Below are 18,818 nucleotides of genomic sequence, written 5' to 3' on the forward strand. Positions count from 1 at the left end.
AACGCCAGCCATGACCGCCCTACGTTACCTGCAAGCCTACCCGCCGCACCTGCAGGAACAGGTGCGCCAGATGATCGCCAGCGATCGCCTGGGCGACTACCTGCGCCAGCGCTATCCCGAACGCCACGACGTGCAGAGCGACAAGGCCCTGTACGGCTATGCCCAGGAAATCAAGCAGCAGTACCTGCGCAGTGCGCCGCCGCTGGACAAGGTCCTGTTCGACAACCGCCTGGACCTCACCCACCGTGCATTGGGCTTGAACACGGCGGTATCGCGGGTGCAGGGCGGCAAGCTCAAGGCCAAGAAGGAGATCCGCGTCGCCTCGTTGTTCCGCGAGGCAGCGCCGCAGTTCCTGCGCATGATCGTGGTGCATGAGCTGGCGCACCTGAGGGAGCGCGATCACAACAAGGCGTTCTACCAGCTCTGCCAGCACATGGAGCCGGACTACCATCAACTTGAATTCGACCTGCGCGTCTACCTGACCTATCGGGAACTGCCGGGCAACACCTGAGGGACAAGCACCCCATGACCACGGAAGTGAGCAAGACCCGCAGCAGCTTCTACCGCCGCCTTTACGTGGCCTGGCTGATCGACAGCCAGACCGCCACCAGTGTGCCGGCGTTGATGGAGGCCACCGGCATGCCCCGGCGTACCGCCCAGGACACCATCGCCGCCTTGGCCGACCTGGACATCATCTGCGAGTTCGAGCAGCAGGCCGGTGCGCGCAACCATGCCGGGCATTACCGGATTCACGACTGGGGCGCGATCGACAAGCAGTGGATCATCCAGCACCTGCGGCAGATCCGTGACGTACTGGGCTACCCTTGAGCGTCGCGGGGCAATGCCCTCAGCCCTTGCGCATGCCGATATGCGGAATATCGTCCTCGAGGTACTCCTCGCCCACCACCTCGAAGCCATGGCGGTTGTAGTAGCCCTGCAGGTGCGCCTGGGCCGACAGGTACACCGGCGTCCCCGCCCAGCAGTGCGCTGCGCACTCTAGCCCCTTGAGCAGCAACTGATGCCCCACCCCGCCCCCACGCGCCGACGGGGCGGTGACCACCCGGCCGATCACCACGTCGCCATTGTGTGATTGCGGGTCGAGCAAACGCAGGTAGGCCACCAATCGGTTCCCGTCCCAGCCCATCAGGTGCAGGGTATCGCCTTGCAGATCGAGCCCGTCGACTTCCTGGTAGGCGCATCGTTGCTCGACCACGAACACCTCGGTGCGCAGTTGCAGGATGGCGTAGAGTTGTTCCTTGGCGAGGTCGCCATGGTGCTTGCAGATCCACTCGATGGACATGGGGGGTCTCCTTCGGTTGACCGTCGATCATCGCAAATCCAGGCGGTCACGACGAGGGAGAATGACGCCGTCCAGGATTCGGCCAAAATAGAGGCTAAATGACATTATCGTCCGCTGCCGCCAGGATTTGGCTTGTGTAATCTGCAACCTCTGTTGCTAGTTAGAGATCGCCGTCACCAGCGTGGGCCCCCAACTTCGAAAGGATTTGAGCATGCGGCCACTGCTTTGCGTTCTTGGATTACTGGGACTGTTGTGCGCGGGGCCTGCCCTGGCCCATGGCAAGCTGCGGCTGGTGGCCGACAGCTGGCCGCCTTTCACCGATACCGGCATGCCCGGTGGCGGCCTGGCCACCAGCATCGTCACCACGGCGCTGACCCGTGCCGGCTACGCCACCGAGTTCGAGGAGGTGCCCTGGGCCAGGGCGCTGATGGGGGTGGGCGAGGGGCGCTACGATGTGTTGATCAATGCCTGGTACAACCAGGAGCGCACCCTGATCGGCCAGTTCTCTGCAACCTACCTGGTCAACCGCATCCGCCTGCTCAAGCGTGAAGGCGAGGCTTTTGCCTATGCCCGCCAGGCTGACCTGTACCCTTACACCATCGCCGTGGTGCGCGACTACGCCTATTCCCCCGAATTCGACAGCGACGAACGCCTGAACAAGGTACTGGTGCGTAACTTTTCATCAGCTGTGCGCATGCTGGCGGCCGGGCGGGTGAACCTGGCGGTGGAGGATGAATACGTGGCGCGCTACAACCTGCAGCGCGAGCCGCAGCAGGTGCGCGAGGGTGTGACCTTCGTCGAGCCGCCGCTGGGCGAGAACAGCCTGCACATCCTGGTGAGCCTCAAGCACCCGGAGCACAAGAAGATCGTGGCGCGTTTCGAAAAAGCCATCGCCACCATGAAGGCCGACGGCAGCTACGCCCGCCTGATGCGCCAGCATGGTTTCTGAGCCCGCTCCTGGTGTGGGAGCGGGTAATCAGGCGGGCTGGCCTTCCTTGATCAGATGCCCGGCCAAGGTCCGCAACGGCCCCAACTGCCGGCAGATCAGCGCCAATTGCGTCTGCACCAGGCGCTGATGCTCGTCCAGTTCCTCGGGCATCTGTTCCAGCGCGTTGGCCAGCGCCTCCTCGGCGTCACTGTGGATCGCCACCGGCAAGCGTGCCGCCAGGCCATTGGCGATCTCGTCCAGGCTGCTGGCCAGGCTCCGCCCGGCACCATCGATCAACTGCTCGTGGACTTCGGCCGGCAGCGCTGTATCGCGGTGCGCGCCCAGCCCCGAGAGGTAACTCAGCAAGGTATGTGACAACACCAGGAAGCGGAAGCCGACGTCGGCCTCCTTACGGAAATGTCCTGGCTCCATGAGCATGTTGGCCAGGGTGGTCGACAGTGCCGCGTCGGCATTGTGCGCATTGCGCCGGGCCAGGCGGTAGGCCAGGTCGTCACGCTTGCCATGGGCGTATTGCTGCATGATCTGGCGCAGGTACTCGCTGGCGCAGGCGAGGGTGTTGGCCAGTACCTTGTTTAACCGTCGGCCTTGCCAGTCGGGCAGGAACAGGAACACCGCGAGGATGGCGATCAGGCTGCCGACCAGGGTATCGAACAGGCGTGGCAGGAACAGCCCGTAGCCATCGCCGATCTGGTTGAAGCAGAACAGCACCATCAGGGTGATCGCCGCCGTGGCCAGGGTGTAGCGGGTGGTGCGGTTGACGAAGAACACCACCCCCGCGACCACCGCGAACAGCGACTGGACGATCGGGTTGGGGAACAGGTCGAACAGCGCCCAGCCCACGGTCAGGCCGATGGCGGTGCCGATGATCCGCTGCACCAGTTTGCGCCGCGTCGCGCCATAGTTGGGCTGGCAGACGAACAACGTGGTGAGGATGATCCAGTAGCCCTGGGTCGGGTGGATCAGGTGGACCATGCCATAGCCCACCGACAATGCCAGCGACAGGCGCAGGGCGTGGCGGAACAGCAGCGAGGTGGGCGTCAGCTGGGTGCGCAGGCGTTTCCACACATCCTTGAAATTGCGTGGTGAGCGGTCGAGCAGGCTGCTGTCGCTGGCATCGGCCAGGCTGTCCGGGTTGCTGGCGGCGCTGAGCAGGCGGTCCAGCGTGGCCAGGTTGGCCGCCAGGGCTCGTAGTGAACGCAGCAGGCCGCGCCAGGCTGGGTTGTTCTGGGTGCGCAGGTGCTCCAGCGAGGCATTGAGGTCTTCAAGGGCCTCTGGGTAGCCGCTGGCGAGTACGAAGGGTTGGCGCAGGCGGATCGAGCGGGCCAGTTCCTGGCAGGATGAGCCCTGTTTGCGCAGCAGGCGCTGGCAGCGGAACATCACATCGCTGTGGAAAAACGCCTCGGTCAGCGCGTTGTAGGGGTAGTGCGAGGCGCTGACCCGCTCATGGATGTCCTGGGCCAGGAAGTACAGCTTGAGGTAGCGGCTGACCTTGGAGTTGGGCTGGCTGTTGCCGACCCGGTGCAGGATGATTTCCTTGGCAGCGTTGAGCGCGGCGACCACCTTGCCATTCTGTTTTGCCAGTTCCAGGCGCGTGGCCTCGACATCGAGGGTGCGGACCGGCTCGAACAGACTCGCCTTGAGCTTGAGGTAGCTGCCCAGCTCGTAGAACAGCCTGGCCAGGCTCTGTTGCACCGGCTGGTTGGAAAACAGCGCCTGCCACAACACCGACAGCAGTCCGTACCAGGCCGCACCCGTGACCAGCAGCAACGGCTCGTGCCAGAAATCGCTGACCTCTCCGCCGCGCTGGTCGACACCGATCATGGTGTAGACCGAGAGGATCAAGGTGGCCGAGGCGATCGCCCCATAGCGTTCGCCCAAGGCTCCGAGCATGGTCAGGGAGAACGCCGCCAGGGCCAGCGCGACCGCGAAGATCCAGGGGTAGGGGAACAACAGCTCGACCGACAGCGCGGCGACGGCGAAACAGCCCAGGGTCACCAGCAGGGCACTGAGGCGTCCCTGCCAGCCATCGTCGGTCTCGGCAAGGGCGCTGGCGATGATGCCCAGGAACAGCGGGATGAGCAGGCTCATCTCGTTCTGGTACCAGCACCAGGCCATGCTGCCGGTGAGGGCGATGGTCACACGGATGGCATAGCTGAACTTGTCTTGGCCCCACAGGCGACGCAATGAATGGCGGAACGAGCTCGATGACATGATGGCCTGCTGGGCAGTATTCGAAAAAGAATCTCTGGGGCCCCATCGCGGGGCAAGCCCTCTCGCACCGTTATGACGTGGGAGCGAGCTTTCCCCGCGATGGTTTCGCACCCTTCACAACACAGAACCAGCAAGAAGCGTTCCGTGCTGCTGAATGGATTCTACTCTACACGAACTGCGCCGCAGCGTTGGCCGAAGCCCAAGCCCACTGGAAGTTGAAACCGCCCAGGTGCCCGCTCACGTCCAGCACTTCGCCGATGAAGTACAGCCCAGGGCTCTTCAGCGATTCCATGGTTTTCGAAGACACTTCGCGGGTATCCACCCCGCCCAGGGTCACTTCTGCAGTGCGATAGCCTTCGGTCCCCGCCGGAACCACCTGCCAGGCCGCCAATTTTTCGGCGACCTGCGCCAGTTCCGCAGGGGTGTACTGCTTCAGCGGCTTGGATTCGAACCACTGCTCGGCCAGCAAGTTGGCCAGCTTGCGGGTGAATACCTCGGCCAGCACGGTCTTCAGCTCGCTGTTGGGACGCTCGGCTTGTTGGCCTTGCAGCCATTCCAGGGCGTCGCGATCAGGCAGCAGGTTGATCTCCAGCGTGTCGCCGGCCTCCCAGAAGGACGAGATCTGCAGGATCGCCGGCCCGCTCAGGCCACGGTGAGTGAACAGCAGGTTCTCGCGAAAGCTGGTGCCATTGCAGCTGGCGATGCAGTCCAGCGAGGTGCCGGACAGCTCGGTGCACAGTGCCTTGAGCTGGGGCTCGGTAATGGTGAACGGCACCAGGCCGGCGCGGGTGGGCAGCAGTTCGTGGCCGAACTGGCGGGCGACCTGGTAGCCGAAGCCACTGGCGCCGAGCGTCGGGATCGACAGGCCGCCGGTGGCGATCACCAGTGACTGGCAGGCGAATGGGCCGGCGCTGGTCTGCAGGGTGTAGCCGGCCTCGGTCTTTTCGATCTTGTCGATGCTGGTGTTCATCCGCAGCTCGGCGCCGGCCTGGTCGCACTCGGCCAGGAGCATGTCGAGGATGTCGCTGGACTTGTTGTCGCAGAACAGCTGGCCGAGTTTCTTCTCGTGGTACGGCACACCGTGCTTGCACACCAGCTCGATGAAGTCCCACTGGGTATAGCGGGCCAGCGCCGACTTGCAGAAGTGCGGGTTGTGCGAAAGGAAGTTGGCGGGTTCGGTGTACATGTTGGTGAAGTTGCAGCGCCCGCCGCCGGACATGAGGATCTTCTTGCCCGGTTTGTTGGCGTGGTCGAGCACCAGCACCCGGCGCCCGCGCTGGGCGCTGAGCAGGGCGCACATCAGGCCGGCGGCGCCGGCGCCGAGGATGATCACGTCGGTGGAGTGCACGGTTTTACCTCTTCAATGGCCGGCGATGGGCTGCACAGCAGCCCCAAAAAGACTTCAGACGATACGGACTTTCAGGGCGCGACCCTTGATCTTGCCGCTGTTCAGGCGCTGCATGGCCTGTCTGGCCACTGCCCGCTCCACGGCCACGAACGCGACGAAGTCGAAGATGGCAATCTTGCCCACCTGCTTGCCTGGCAACCCGGCGTCGCCGGTCAGCGCACCGAGAATGTCACCCGGGCGCAGCTTGTCCTTGCGCCCGGCGGCGATGCACAGGGTGGTCATTGGTGGCAGCAGCGGCTCGCCACCTTTGCTTTTGAGGCTGTCCAACTGTTCCCAGCGCAGCGGCTGCTTCTGCAGGTCTTCTATGGCCTGGGCGCGATGGCCCTCGGCCGGCGCCACCAGGCTGATCGCCACGCCTTTCTCGCCGGCCCGGCCGGTACGGCCAACGCGGTGCACGTGGATCTCGGCGTCACGCGCCAGTTCGACGTTGATGACCATGTCCAGGCCATCGATGTCCAGGCCGCGGGCGGCGACGTCGGTGGCTACCAGCACCGAGCTGCTGCGGTTGGCGAACATGGTCAGCACCTGGTCACGGTCGCGTTGCTCCAGGTCGCCGTGCAGGGCCTGGGCGACGATGCCCTTGGCGGTCAGATGGGCGACGACGTCTTCGCACTGCTGCTTGGTGAAGCAGAACGCCACGCAGGACTGTGGACGGTAGTGGCCGAGTACACGGGTCACGGCGTCCAGGCGCTGCTGAGCGTCGATCTCGATGAAGCGCTGTTCGATCTGGTTGTCGCTGTGCAGCGCTTCGACCTTGACCTGCTGCGGCTGGCGCATGAAGGCCTTGGCCAACTGCTCGATGCCGGCCGGGTAGGTGGCCGAGAACAGCAGGGTCTGGCGGCGCGACGGGGTCTTGCCGATGATGCTGGCGATGGCGTCGAAGAAGCCCATGTCGAGCATGCGGTCGGCTTCGTCGAGCACCAAGGTGTTGAGTCCGTCGAGCACCAGGGTGCCTTTGTCCAGGTGCTGCTGGATGCGCCCCGGGGTGCCGACGATGATGTGCGCGCCGTGTTCCAGCGAGGCGATCTGCGGGCCGAGCGAGACGCCACCGCACAGGGTGAGGATCTTGATGTTGTCCTCGGCGCGGGCCAGGCGACGCAGCTCCTTGGCCACCTGGTCGGCTAGCTCGCGAGTCGGGCACAGCACCAGCGCCTGGCAGCCGAAGTAGCGCGGGTTGATCGGGTTGAGCAGGCCGATGCCGAAGGCGGCGGTCTTGCCGCTGCCGGTCTTGGCCTGGGCGATCAGGTCCTGGCCCTTGAGGATCACCGGCAGGCTCTGGGCCTGGATCGGGGTCATCGAGGCGTAGCCCAGGGCGTCCAGGTTGGCCAGCATGGCGGCGGACAGCGGGAGGGTGGCAAAGGCGGTGGTTTCAACGGTCACGAGGCGGGCCTGCGGCTGGAGCGAAAAATGTCGCACAGTCTACCAGCCTCACAGCCATTCGCCCTACGACTCGACGTGTTCTTCCGGACGACGAGCGCGCCTTCCGTCTGTCGGCGCCAATTGCAGGAAAATCGCCGCCGCCAGCATGGCCATCACGCCGATGGTGACGAAGGTCAGCTGGAACGCCCCCAGGGTGCTTTCCACGCCTTCGGCGCTGCCAGCCGCGGTGAAACCACCGAGCAGCGCGCCGGCGCAGGCTACGCCCAGGCTCAGCGACAGTTGCGCGACCACCGACAGCAGGCTGTTGCCGCTGCTGGCGCTGGCGTCGTCGAGGTCGATCAGGGTCACGGTGTTCATCGCCGTGAACTGCATCGAGTTCACCGCGCCCAGCATCGCCAGCTGCGCCAGCAGCAGCGCATACGGCGTCTGTTCATCGACCAGCCCCAGGCTGGCCAGCAGCAGGCCCAGCAGCAGGGTGTTGCCGGTGAGCACGATGCGATAGCCGAGGCGCTCGATCAGCGGCCGGGCGACCGACTTGGCGAGCATCGCCGCCGCCGCCAGCGGAATCATGCTCATCCCGGCCTGGGCAGGTGAATAACCCAGCGCCACTTGCAGCAGCAACGGCACCAGGAAGGGCAGGGCGCCGCTGCCAAGGCGGGCGAACAGGTTGCCGAGGATACCGATGGCGAAAGTGCGCACGCGGAACAGTGACGGCGAGAACAGTGGCTCCGGATCGCGCCCGGCGCGCAGCCAGTAGGCGGCCAGGCAGGCCATGCCGGCGAACAGCAACAGCATCACCCGCAGGTGCGGCAGGTGCAGTTCGCCCAGCCCTTCCATGGCAATGGTGATCAGCACCATCGCCGCGCCGAACAGCAGGAAGCCCGGCCCGTCGAAGGTGGTGCGCTCGGCGCCGCGCAGGTCGGGGATGAACCTCCACACCGCATAGCAACCCACGGCGCCCACCGGCAGGTTGAGCAGGAAGATCCAGTGCCAGCTAAGAATTTCCACCAGCCAACCGCCCACGGTCGGACCAAGCAGTGGCCCGAGCAGGCCGGGGATGGTGATGAAGCTCATGATCCGCACCAGTTCGCTGCGCGGGTAGGCGCGCAACACCACCAGCCTTCCGACTGGCAGCATCAGGGCGCCACCCAGGCCTTGCACCACCCGGGCGAAGATCAGGAAACCGAGGCTGTTGGCCATGGCACACAACAGCGAGCCGAAGCTGAACAGCAAGATGGCGCTGAAGAAGATGCGCTTGGTGCCGAAGCGGTCGGCAATCCAGCCCGAGGCCGGGATCAGCAGGGCCACGGTGAGCATGTAGGCGATGATCACCCCCTGCATGCGCAGCGGGTCTTCGGCCAGCGAGCGGGCCATGGCCGGCAGCGCGGTATTGAGGATGGTGCCGTCCAGCGATTGCATGAAGAAGGCGATGGCCACCACCCAGGGGATCCAGCGGGCGGTGACGGGGTCCAATGGTGCGCGGTCGGGCATGAGAAACCTCAGGCGAGTGTAGGGCCCATTGTAGGAGCAGGCTCGTGGGAGCCCGCTCCCACGCATGTTACAAGGTGAGGGTCAGCCCTTTGACCAGCGCCCCCGGCAGATGACTCGACCCGGTGCTGCGCTGTCCATAGGTGCTGGTCGACAGGATCATCTCGCGCTCCTGGCTCAGGTCCTCCAGCTGGTTGCCCAGCAGGTTGTACAGGCTGTCGTCGAAGCGCATGGTGCTCACCGGGCCCTGGATCTGCCCGTTCTCCACCCAGAAGGTGGCGAAGCGGGTCAGCCCGGTCATGCGCGCCGCTGGCAGGTCCGAGTAGTTCAAGTACCAGAGGTTGCTGATGTAAAGGCCGGTGCCCAGACGTTCGAGAATCTGCTCGCAGGGCAGGTTGCCCGGCGCCAGGCTCAGCGCGCAGGGCGACTCGTAGCTGTCGGCGCCGTTGGCCTGCTGGCCGAATTCGACGGCGCTGCGCGCACTCACCAGCCGCTCCAGCGCCCGCCCTTCACCGATCAGCAGCAGGTCGCGGCGCGGCGAACCCTCGTCGGAGAAGGCCGGACTCAGCGAGCCGCTGACCTGTTCGCGGAAACTCACCAGCGGGCTCAATTGCGCGTCGCCGTTGTACAGGCGCTGCAACGGGCTGTTGCCAGTGGCCAGCGCCTGCGCGGAAAAACCACCCCAGCACAGCATGCCGGCGATTTCGTCCATCGCCGCCGGTGCCAGGTAGGCGCGGTAGCTGCCGGGCTTGAGGGTGACGGCCGGGCGCCCCAGGTGCGCCAGCTGTTCGCGAGCCTGACGCAGGCGTGCGGCAAAGGTTTCGCCACTCCAGGCCTGCCCTGCGTAGTTGGCTTTGACGGCCTGGCCGTTGGCGTGGAACAGGCTCCAGTCAAAGTTGAAACTGTTGGCCTGGTGCCAGCCAAAGGCGCCGAACGAGCTCGCGAAGCCACGGCAGATGGGGCCGGCGGCATAGATGCCGACCAGATCCAGGTCGCCGGCTTCGCGCTCGACCAAGGCCAGCACTTCGTCCAGCTCGGGCAGTGGCTGCTCTAGCAGGCTATGACTGTGCCAGGCGCTGTAGTCGAGGTTCAGGTAGGGATCCACCGCCAGCAGCGGCAGGGTCTGGCGCAGTTGCGCGAGGGCGTCGTGCAGGCGCTGGCGGTCGAGTTCGGCATCGTCGCCCAGGGTGATCTGCTGCTCTGCCTGGCGTCCTTCGCGGACCAGCCGCAACTGCACGCTGGCCTGGCTGACCAGCCCGGCCTGGCGCACCTTGGCATGGTTGAAGCGCACGAACTGCGAGTGCTCGGCGCTGTAGCCCAGGGTGAACTGCTCGCCGGGCTGCACGGCGGCGTTCAGGCTATCGAGCAAGCTTTCGAAACGTTGCTGGTAGGCGGTGCTCATCAGGCGTCCCCTCCGAATACGTCGATCTGGCGGAACACGCAGGCCGGCGAGGCATGGCCGACTCGCACCACCTGGTTGGGCTCGCCTTTGCCGCAGTTGGGCGTGCCGAGTACCTGGAAGGTGCTGCGGTCACCGACCGCCGAGAGGTTGCGCCAGAAGTCGGCGGAGATGCCGCGATAGTTCGGGTTCTTCACCACGCCCTTGAGTTGGCCGTTCTCGATCAGTTGGCCCCACTCACAACCGAACTGGAACTTGTTGCGCGCATCATCGATGGACCAAGAGCGATTGGTGCGCATCAGGATGCCGTGCTCGATGCCGGCGATCAGTTGCGCAAGCGTCTGCTCGCCCGGCTCGATGTTGAGGTTGGCCATGCGGTCGATCGGCGCGCGGTTCCAGCCGCAGGCGCGGCTGTTGGCCACGCCGTCCAGGCCCGAGCGCAGTTGCGACAGGGCGCCACCCAGGGGGCGCACCAGCAAGCCATCGCGGATCAGGAACTGCTTGCTGGCCGGGGTGCCGTCGTCATCAAAGCTGTAGCTGGCCAGCTCCTCGTGGATTGTCGGGTCGAAGGTCACGTTGAGCAGCTTCGAGCCGTACTGCAGATGGCCGAAATCGCTGGCTTTGACGAAGCTGGTGCCAGCGTAGTTGCGCTCATCGCCGAGAATGCGGTCCAGCTCCAGCGGGTGGCCGATGGATTCGTGGATCTGCAGCATCATCTGGTCGGGCATCAGCAACAGATCGCGCTGACCAGCCGGGGTGTTCGGCGCCAGCAGCAATTGCAGCGCCTCGTCGGCCACCCGGCGGGCCGCGCCGACCAGGCCGCAGCGCTCGACCACTTCGAAGCCGCCTTGCTGCCCGAAGTTCTCCCGGCCCAGGCTGCGGCTCTGGCTGTCCTGGCCGTCGCTGGCGGTGACGCCCAGGCCTGGGTAGATGAAGCGCTGGGCGTGACGCAGCTCGGCGCCGGCGGAGTTCAGGTAGGTCTGCTCGACCACGCTGAAGCCCAGGCTTGCCTGCCAGTCCACAAAGCGCTCGTCCCTGGGTACGCTGGCGGACTCGGCGGCGAGCAGGTCCAGGCAGTCGGCGAGTTTGGGCAGGGACTGTTCGAAGTTGGGCGATACATGATCGTGACGCCCGCTCGGGGCGGCCTGGCCACTCAGGTCGAGCAGGCTGCTGGCCTTGATCCTCCGGGCGAGTGCCTCGGCCTGTTCCAGCGCGCGTTGCAGGCCTGCCTGGGACAGGTCGGCGGTGGCCGCGTAGGCCTCGACGCCGTTGACCCGCACGGTGAGCATGGCGCCTTCGTCCTGGCTGAAGAAGGGCGGCTCGGCGACGTTGCGCCGAACCGACAGTGACTGGTGCGATTGCTTCACATGGCGAAGCGAGAACAGTTCGGCCGTGCTGCGCAGCGCGGCGAAGCGCTGGCGCAGCAGGGTGCTGGAGTCGAACATGGGAAACCTCCGTGTGCGCGGTGGCTCCCCCTAGAACCACCCCTCTTGCATGCCCAGGCACGTATCGTCGCGGGCCTCGAGCAAAGCGAGGTCATTATGGCAGCCCGGCACTTCCCAGGTGAGGAAATAACGCGCGGCCTGGAGCTTGCCCAGGTAGAAGTCGCGGTCGCTGCCCTTGAGCAGGCCGACCTCGGCATGGATCGCCTGCTCCAGCCAGCGCCAGCCGATCACGCAGTGGCCGAAGGCCTTGAGGTACAGCGCCGAGTTGGCCAGGGCCCCAGCGACCTTGCCTTGGCCCAGGTCACCGAGCAGGGCGAGGGTGACCGCTTGCAGGCGATTGACCAACTGCTCCAGCGGCTGGCGCAGTGTGTCGAGGTTCGGGTGATGGCTGGCGCGCTCGCAGGTGCCGGCGATCAGGCGGATCAGTTGCTTGAGCCCGGCGCCGTTGTTCTGCGCCAGCTTGCGCCCGAGCAGGTCGAGGGACTGGATGCCTTCGGTACCTTCGTGGATCGGGTTGAGGCGGTTGTCGCGGTAGTACTGCTCGACCGGGTACTCGCGGGTATAGCCGTGGCCGCCGAGGATCTGGATCGCCAGCTCGTTGGCCTTCAGGCAGAACGCCGAAGGCCAGGACTTGACGATGGGCGTGAGCAGGTCGAGTAGCTCCAGGGCTTGCCGGCGTGCCTCTGCATCCGCCGCGGTGTGGGTGTCATCGAACAACCGGGCCGCGTACAGGCCCAGGTCGAAGGCACCCTCCACGTAGGCCTTCTGTGCCAGCAGCATGCGCTTGACGTCGCTGTGCTCGATGATCGGCACGGCGGGGCTGTGCGGGTCCTTGTTGTCCGGCAGGCGGCCCTGTGGGCGTTGGCGGGCGTACTCCAGTGAATACAGGTAACCGGCGTAGCCGAGCATCACCGCGCCCATGCCGACGCCGATGCGCGCCTCGTTCATCATCTGGAACATGCAGGCCAGGCCCTGGTGCGGCTGGCCGACCAGGTAGCCGACGCACTGGCCGTTGTCGCCGAAATTGAGCGCGGTAGAAGTGGTGCCGCGCCAGCCCATCTTGTGAAACAGCCCGGCCAGCAGCACATCGTTGCGCGGGCCCAGGCTGCCGTCGGGGTTGACCAGATACTTGGGCACGATGAATAGCGAGATGCCCTTCACCCCGGCTGGTGCGTCCGGCAGCTTGGCCAGGACCATGTGCACGATGTTCTCGGACAACTCGTGATCGCCGCCGGAGATGAAGATCTTGTTGCCCTTGAGCCGGTAGCTGCCGTCGCCTGCGGGTTCGGCGCGGCTGCGGATATCGGCCAGTGACGAGCCGGCATGGGGCTCGGTCAGGGCCATGGTGCCGAAGTAGCGGCCCTCGATCATCGGCTGCAGGAACAGGCGCTTCTGCTCTTCAGTGCCGAAACTCTCGATCAGGTTGGCCGCGCCCATGGTCAGGAACGGGTAGGCCGTGGTGCCAGCGTTGGCCGCCTGGAAGTGGGCGAAGCAGGCCTGCGATACCAGGCTTGGCAACTGCATGCCGCCGACGTCGAAGTCGCGGTTGGCGTTGAGAAAGCCCGCTTCGAGGAAGGCGTCCACGGCCGGTTTCACTTCCGGGATCAGCTCGGCGCGGCCGTCCACGTAACGTGGCTCGTTTTCATCGGCTTTGCGGTTGTGCGGGGCGAAGTACTTTTCAGCAATGGTGCGTGCGGTGGTCAGCGCCGCGTCGAAGGTCTCGCGGCTGTGCTCGGCGAAGCGCGGGCGCTGGGTCAGGGCCTCGGCGTCGAGGACTTCGTAGAGTTCGAAGGCGAGGTTGCGGCTGCTGAGGAGTTGCTCGGACATGGCGGCATTCCTGGTTCGGGTTGCAGCGAGTCTAGGCGGGGTGGTGGGGCAGGGGACAGGTTAATTGGTGTGGGTGATATGGGGGCAGAAGTGGCCATCGCCCAGGCTGCCTCGGGCGCCGGGCGCTATGGATTCCCACCAAGGCCGCTGTCGCGGGCTGCCGTTTCTCGAGCCGGGCTAGCATGAACCTTTCACCCTAACACCTGCCTGCAGCTGTCGAGACTAGTAAAAGTACCAGTTTCAGAGTGCTCCACGACTATCAATACTTGTTTGAGATTCCTTTTGGCAGGTGTGCGATGAAGTATTTTTTCTATATGGAAGGTAGGCCTGTTGTCGTCGGGGAAGTGGGGGCGGGCAGGCGTATCGTGCGTGGAGCCGGAGGTGCCTTGGCTCAGGTCGGGCAGCGCGACGGGCTGCTTACCGGCACACGCAGCGATGATTCGATCACCTTCAGCGCCTGGGGCTCCGGGCATTTTGGCCATGTCTATGGTCCCTACGGCTTTGAGCCTCCTGGGGATCACGCTGCCTTACTGGGCTATGCCGGTTATCTACGGGACTCGGAACCTGGCCGCTATCTGTTGGGAAATGGGCATCGTATGTACAGCACGAGGCTGATGCGCTTTAACAGCCCTGATGTACTGAGTCCATTTGCTGCCGGAGGGTTGAATGCATATGCCTATAGTGAGGGAGACCCCATCAATCGTATTGATCCCTCAGGACGGGTTGGATATCAATTTAACCAGACAACCGTAGGGAGATGGCCAGAACAGCGCGTTGTCTGGAGTAGGACAGTCCCACAGGTAAACAGCCAGAGTCCTGGCAGTGTGGTTTTTACCGGCGCAGCAAACTTAACGGATGCAATGACGCTCCATGTGGACAATCGTGACAGATTTGTGGGGCCAAACTATGACGCATTGCAAGCCGATTTTGAAAGTCTGATCCCCTTGGGCATGAAGCCGGAAGACTATGGTCAGTGGGTTGCCCCTGAATTGAGCAAGCAGTCACTGCTTGTCAACAGACGGTCTGCAGTGGGGTCGCTAGAAATTTTGGATAGTCTTGCGTCCGGCGATTACAGGATGGATCACCAGAATCTCTATTTGATAAACAAGAAGACGAGGAGTGTAAAGATTCATGGAGGAGTTATTAGCTCCGATGCCAAGGAAGTTTTCCATCAATATCTTGTGTTCAAGGAGTCTGTTCCCTTGCACAAGAGGCTGCTAGGTGATCAGTGGAAAAGAAAGTTTTCGAATACGCAACAATACGTAAATCTTAAGATGGCGTTAGAAATAAGGGCTTACTGGAATTAGCCAACATGATCAGCGCCCCTACCTGTTCACCCATAAGCATCGCGGGGCAAGCCCGCTCCCACAAAGTCCAAAACACGACCTTGTAGGAACGGGCTTGCCCCGCGATGGTGTCAGCCGTCTTAACCGATGGTCATCAGGCTGGCGTTACCACCCGCTGCCGCGGTGTTCACGCTCACCGCCCGCTCGATCACCAGGCGCTCCAGGGCGATCTGGTGATCGCCGCTCGACAGTCCATGCACGCCGACGATCGCGCCGGCACGCTTGGCCACCTGCTCGCAGACGCCGCGCAACTGGTCGGAGTGACCGTGGTGGATGACCGCGTCGAAGGCGACCTCATCCTTGCTCCAGTCCGCCACCAGCTTGATCTTCGCTTGCAGCTCCTTCGGCAGTCGGGCGCGCACGGTCTTGCCCGGCTCGCCATCCTGGAACACCGCCGAGCTACCCACGGCCAGTACCGCCGCCAGCTGGGCCAGCAGGTCGGCCTCGTTGTCGGCCAGGCACAGCACGTGTTCGCGTGGCAGCACGCTGTAGGTGTTGCGCTCGCCGGTCGGGCCTGGCAGCACGCGGGTGATGCCGCTCTGCGACTGCTCGGCGAACTGCTCGCACAGCGCGACCAGGTCGTTCATCTGGCTGCTGGCCGCCCAGGTCTTGAGGGTGGTCAACGTCTTGAGCTGCTGGTCGCGCAGGGTGGTGTCGGCCTTGCTGCGCGCGTCGTCGGCCTGGAAGTGGCGGGCGATGGCGTCGGCCGGGCGGGTCGACAGCAGGCGGTACAGGTACAGCGGGCCGCCGGCTTTCGGGCCGGTGCCCGACAGGCCTTCACCGCCGAACGGCTGCACCCCGACCACGGCGCCGACGATGTTGCGGTTGACGTACATGTTGCCGGCGTTGACGTTGTCCACCACCTTGGCGATGGTCTCGTCGATGCGGGTGTGCACGCCCAGGGTCAGGCCGTAGCCGGAAGCGTTGATCTGCTCGATCAGCTGGTCCAGGTCCTTGCGGTTGTAGCGCACCACGTGCAGCACCGGGCCGAAGATTTCGCGCTTGAGCTCGTCGAAGCTTTCCAGTTCGATCAGGGTCGGCATCACGAAGGTGCCGCGCTTGATTTCTTCACCCTCGGCGATGGCCACCTGGTAAACGCTGCGGCCTTTGTCGCGCATGCCCTGGATGTGCTTCTCGATGCCGGCCTTGGCTTCGGCGTCGATCACCGGGCCGATGTCCACCGACAGGCGCTCCGGGTTGCCCAGGCGGCTTTCGGCCATGGCGCCCTTGAGCATCTCGATCACGCGGTCGGCGGAGTCCTCCTGCAGGCACAGCACACGCAGGGCCGAGCAACGCTGGCCGGCGCTGTCGAAGGCCGAGGACACCACATCGATCACCACCTGCTCGGTCAGCGCCGAGGAGTCGACGATCATCGCGTTCTGGCCGCCGGTTTCGGCGATCAGCGGGATCGGACGGCCCTGGTTGTCCAGGCGCCCGGCAATGTTGCGTTGCAGCAGGCGGGCGACTTCGGTGGAGCCGGTGAACATCACGCCCTTGACGCGCTCGTCACCGACCAGGCCGGCGCCGACGGTTTCGCCCTGGCCCGGCAGCAGTTGCAGCACGCCTTCGGGGATGCCGGCTTCCAGCATCAGGCGCACGGCCTGGGCGGCGATCAGCGGGGTCTGCTCGGCCGGCTTGGCCAATACCGGGTTGCCGGCGGCGAGGGCCGCGGCCACCTGGCCGGAGAAGATCGCCAGCGGGAAGTTCCACGGGCTGATGCACACCACCGGGCCCAGTGGGCGGCAGTTGTCGTTGCGCAGGTCGTTGCGTGCCTGCACCGCGTAGTAGCGCAGGAAGTCCACCGCCTCGCGCACTTCGGCGATGGCGTTGGCGAAGGTCTTGCCGGCTTCGCGCACCAGCAGGCCCATCAGCGGCTGGATATCGGCTTCCATCAGGTCGGCGGCGCGTTCGAGGATCGCGGCGCGCTCGGCGGGCGGAGTGGCCTGCCAGATCGGCGCGGCGTTGAGCGCGCACTGGATGGCGTTGTCGACGTCGGTGACGGTGGCTTCCTGCACATGGCCGACCACATCGCGATGATCGGACGGGTTGAGCACCGGTGCGGCCGGCTGTTCGCTGGCGGCGCAAGCCAGCAGCGGCGTGGCTTTCCAGTCGTTGTGTGCGGTGGCCAGCAGGGCGCAGGACAGCGACGCCAGGCGGTGTTCGTTGGCCATGTCGATGCCGGCCGAGTTGGCCCGCTCGCTGCCATAAAGCGCGCGCGGCATCGGGATGCGCGGGTGCGGCAGGCCGATGCTGCCTTCCTGGGTGCCCATGCGCTCGATGCTGGCGACCGGGTCGGCTACCAGTTCCTGGATCGAGATCGAGTGATCGGCGATGCGGTTGACGAACGAAGTGTTGGCACCATTCTCCAGCAGGCGGCGGACCAGATATGCCAGCAGAGTTTCGTGGGTGCCGACCGGGGCGTATACGCGGCACGGACGGTTTAGCTTACCTTCGGAGACTTTGCCTACCACTTGCTCGTACAGCGGCTCGCCCATCCCGTGCAGGCATTGGAACTCGTACTGGCCTGGGTAGTAGTTCTGCCCGGCAATGGTGTAAATGGCCGACAGGGTGTGGGCGTTGTGGGTGGCGAACTGCGGATAGATGGCTTCTGGCACGGCCAGCAGCTTGCGGGCGCAGGCGACGTAGGACACGTCGGTATACACCTTGCGGGTGTAGACCGGATAGCCTTCCAGCCCCTCGACCTGGGCGCGCTTGATCTCACTGTCCCAGTAAGCGCCCTTCACCAGGCGGATCATCAGGCGGTGACGGCTGCGCTTGGCCAGGTCGATGACGTAGTCGATCACGTACGGGCAGCGCTTCTGGTATGCCTGGATGACGAAGCCGATGCCGTTCCAGCCGGCCAGCGACGGCTCGAAGCACAGACGCTCGAGCAGGTCCAGCGACAGCTCCAGGCGGTCGGCTTCCTCAGCGTCGATGTTCAGGCCGATGTCGTATTGCTTGGCCAGCAGGGTCAGCGACAGCAGGCGCGGGTACAGCTCGCTCATCACGCGCTCGTACTGGGCGCGGCTGTAGCGCGGGTGCAGGGCCGAGAGCTTGATCGAGATGCCCGGGCCTTCATAGATGCCGCGGCCGTGCGAGGCCTTGCCGATCGAGTGGATCGCCTGCTCGTAGGAGGCCAGGTATTTCTGCGCGTCGTGCTCGGTCAGCGCGGCTTCGCCGAGCATGTCGTAGCTGTAGCGGAAGCCCTTGGATTCGAACTTGCTGGCGTTGGCCAGGGCCTCGGCGATGGTCTCGCCGGTGACGAACTGTTCGCCCATCAGGCGCATGGCCATGTCGACGCCCTTGCGGATCATCGGCTCGCCGCTCTTGCCGATGATGCGGGTGAGCGAGGAGGTCAGGCCGGATTCGTTGTGGGTGCTGACCAGCTTGCCGGTCAGCAGCAGGCCCCAGGTGGCGGCGTTGACGAACAACGATGGGCTGTTGCCCAGGTGTGGCTGCCAGTTGCCGGTGCTGATCTTGTCGCGGATCAGTGCGTCACGGGTGCCTTTGTCGGGGATGCGCAGCAGGGCTTCGGCCAGGCACATCAGCGCCACGCCTTCTTGGGAGGACAGCGAGAACTCCTGCAGCAGGCCCTGGACGATACCGGCGCGGCCACCGGCGCTCTTCTGGTTGCGCAGCTTGTCGGCCAGGCTGGCGGCCAGCTTGTTGGTGGCTTCGGCCTGGGCCGCGGGCAGGCGAGCCTGCTCCAGCAACATCGGCACTACTTCCTGCTCGGGGCGGCGGTAGGCGGCGGTGATCGCCGAGCGCAGGACCGACTGCGGCAGGATGCTTTCGGCGAATTCCAGGAAGCACTGGTGGGCGTGGTCGGCGGCGACTTCGCCGGCGTCGTCGCCAGCGGCGGCATGGCCGTTGAGGTCGTTCAGGGTGGCGCCACCCTCGAGCTTCTCGAGATAGTTGAAGATCGCTTGCTTGATCAACCAGTGCGGCGTGCGGTCGATGGACTGCGCAGCTGCTTTGAGTCGCTCACGGGTCGGGTCGTCGAGTTTGACCCCAAGGGTGGTCGTCGCCATTTCTTATCCTCGTTATTGCCACGGATGTGGCCTA

The 18,818-nt window shown here is 64.9% G+C and carries 13 protein-coding genes; 4 read left to right on the forward strand and 9 right to left on the reverse strand.

Features of this window, described 5'->3' with window-relative positions; translation table 11 throughout:
- Positions 1 to 10: 10 nt before the first annotated feature.
- Together OH705_RS13045 and OH705_RS13050 are read left to right on the forward strand one after the other, a co-directional pair.
- The gene (locus OH705_RS13045; protein WP_023631708.1) at positions 11 to 511 is read left to right on the forward strand and encodes a M48 family metallopeptidase; all 501 of its coding nucleotides are present in this window, start codon (positions 11 to 13) and stop codon (positions 509 to 511) included.
- Between the two features lie 14 nt (positions 512 to 525).
- On the forward strand, positions 526 to 828 hold the full coding sequence (locus tag OH705_RS13050; RefSeq protein ID WP_023631707.1) for a winged helix-turn-helix domain-containing protein: 303 nt from the start codon (positions 526 to 528) through the stop codon (positions 826 to 828).
- 19 nt (positions 829 to 847) lie between these two features.
- Here the strand turns inward: OH705_RS13050 and OH705_RS13055 are convergent, their stop codons facing one another.
- Complete coding sequence (locus OH705_RS13055; protein WP_104444809.1) at positions 848 to 1,300, reverse strand: GNAT family N-acetyltransferase; 453 nt, start codon at positions 1,298 to 1,300, stop codon at positions 848 to 850.
- 211 nt (positions 1,301 to 1,511) lie between these two features.
- Between OH705_RS13055 and OH705_RS13060 the strand changes: the two genes are divergently transcribed.
- The gene (locus OH705_RS13060; RefSeq protein ID WP_267302328.1) at positions 1,512 to 2,249 is read left to right on the forward strand and encodes a substrate-binding periplasmic protein; all 738 of its coding nucleotides are present in this window, start codon (positions 1,512 to 1,514) and stop codon (positions 2,247 to 2,249) included.
- A 27-nt stretch (positions 2,250 to 2,276) separates the two neighbouring features.
- Here the strand turns inward: OH705_RS13060 and yccS are convergent, their stop codons facing one another.
- The 7 genes from yccS to OH705_RS13095 all read right to left on the reverse strand — a co-directional run bounded on the left by yccS (position 2,277) and on the right by OH705_RS13095 (position 13,407).
- The gene (gene yccS, locus OH705_RS13065) at positions 2,277 to 4,460 is read right to left on the reverse strand and encodes a YccS family putative transporter (protein ID WP_023631168.1); all 2,184 of its coding nucleotides are present in this window, start codon (positions 4,458 to 4,460) and stop codon (positions 2,277 to 2,279) included.
- Positions 4,461 to 4,626: 166 nt separating this feature from the next.
- Positions 4,627 to 5,808: an NAD(P)/FAD-dependent oxidoreductase gene (locus OH705_RS13070; RefSeq protein WP_094012354.1), complete on the reverse strand. Its 1,182-nt coding sequence runs from the start codon at positions 5,806 to 5,808 to the stop codon at positions 4,627 to 4,629.
- A 54-nt stretch (positions 5,809 to 5,862) separates the two neighbouring features.
- Positions 5,863 to 7,200 (reverse strand): ATP-dependent RNA helicase DbpA, encoded by a 1,338-nt coding sequence (dbpA, locus tag OH705_RS13075; protein ID WP_244891349.1) that lies wholly within the window; start codon positions 7,198 to 7,200, stop codon positions 5,863 to 5,865.
- Positions 7,201 to 7,311: 111 nt separating this feature from the next.
- The gene (gene mdtD / locus OH705_RS13080) at positions 7,312 to 8,739 is read right to left on the reverse strand and encodes a multidrug transporter subunit MdtD (protein ID WP_023632381.1); all 1,428 of its coding nucleotides are present in this window, start codon (positions 8,737 to 8,739) and stop codon (positions 7,312 to 7,314) included.
- 67 nt (positions 8,740 to 8,806) lie between these two features.
- On the reverse strand, positions 8,807 to 10,138 hold the full coding sequence (locus tag OH705_RS13085) for a TldD/PmbA family protein (RefSeq protein WP_094012356.1): 1,332 nt from the start codon (positions 10,136 to 10,138) through the stop codon (positions 8,807 to 8,809).
- Positions 10,138 to 11,580, reverse strand: coding sequence for a TldD/PmbA family protein (locus OH705_RS13090; protein WP_267302329.1), 1,443 nt, complete (start codon positions 11,578 to 11,580; stop codon positions 10,138 to 10,140). Before OH705_RS13090 ends, OH705_RS13085 begins: the two co-directional genes overlap by 1 nt.
- A gap of 30 nt (positions 11,581 to 11,610) precedes the next feature.
- Positions 11,611 to 13,407 carry an acyl-CoA dehydrogenase gene (locus tag OH705_RS13095; protein WP_160291094.1) on the reverse strand — a complete coding sequence of 599 codons (1,797 nt, stop codon included), beginning with the start codon at positions 13,405 to 13,407 and terminating at the stop codon, positions 11,611 to 11,613.
- A gap of 296 nt (positions 13,408 to 13,703) precedes the next feature.
- Between OH705_RS13095 and OH705_RS13100 the strand changes: the two genes are divergently transcribed.
- Positions 13,704 to 14,714, forward strand: a complete 1,011-nt coding sequence (locus tag OH705_RS13100) for an RHS repeat-associated core domain-containing protein (RefSeq protein WP_267302330.1) — start codon at positions 13,704 to 13,706, stop codon at positions 14,712 to 14,714.
- A gap of 119 nt (positions 14,715 to 14,833) precedes the next feature.
- Here OH705_RS13100 and putA read toward each other — a convergent pair whose 3' ends face one another.
- A complete protein-coding gene (gene putA / locus OH705_RS13105; RefSeq protein ID WP_094012360.1) occupies positions 14,834 to 18,784 on the reverse strand; it encodes a trifunctional transcriptional regulator/proline dehydrogenase/L-glutamate gamma-semialdehyde dehydrogenase in 3,951 nt (1,316 codons plus the stop codon).
- Between the last annotated feature and the right edge of the window lie 34 nt (positions 18,785 to 18,818).

The sequence above is a fragment of the Pseudomonas sp. BJa3 genome (assembly GCF_026343815.1).
GTDB classification, from domain to species: Bacteria; Pseudomonadota; Gammaproteobacteria; order Pseudomonadales; family Pseudomonadaceae; genus Aquipseudomonas; species Aquipseudomonas soli.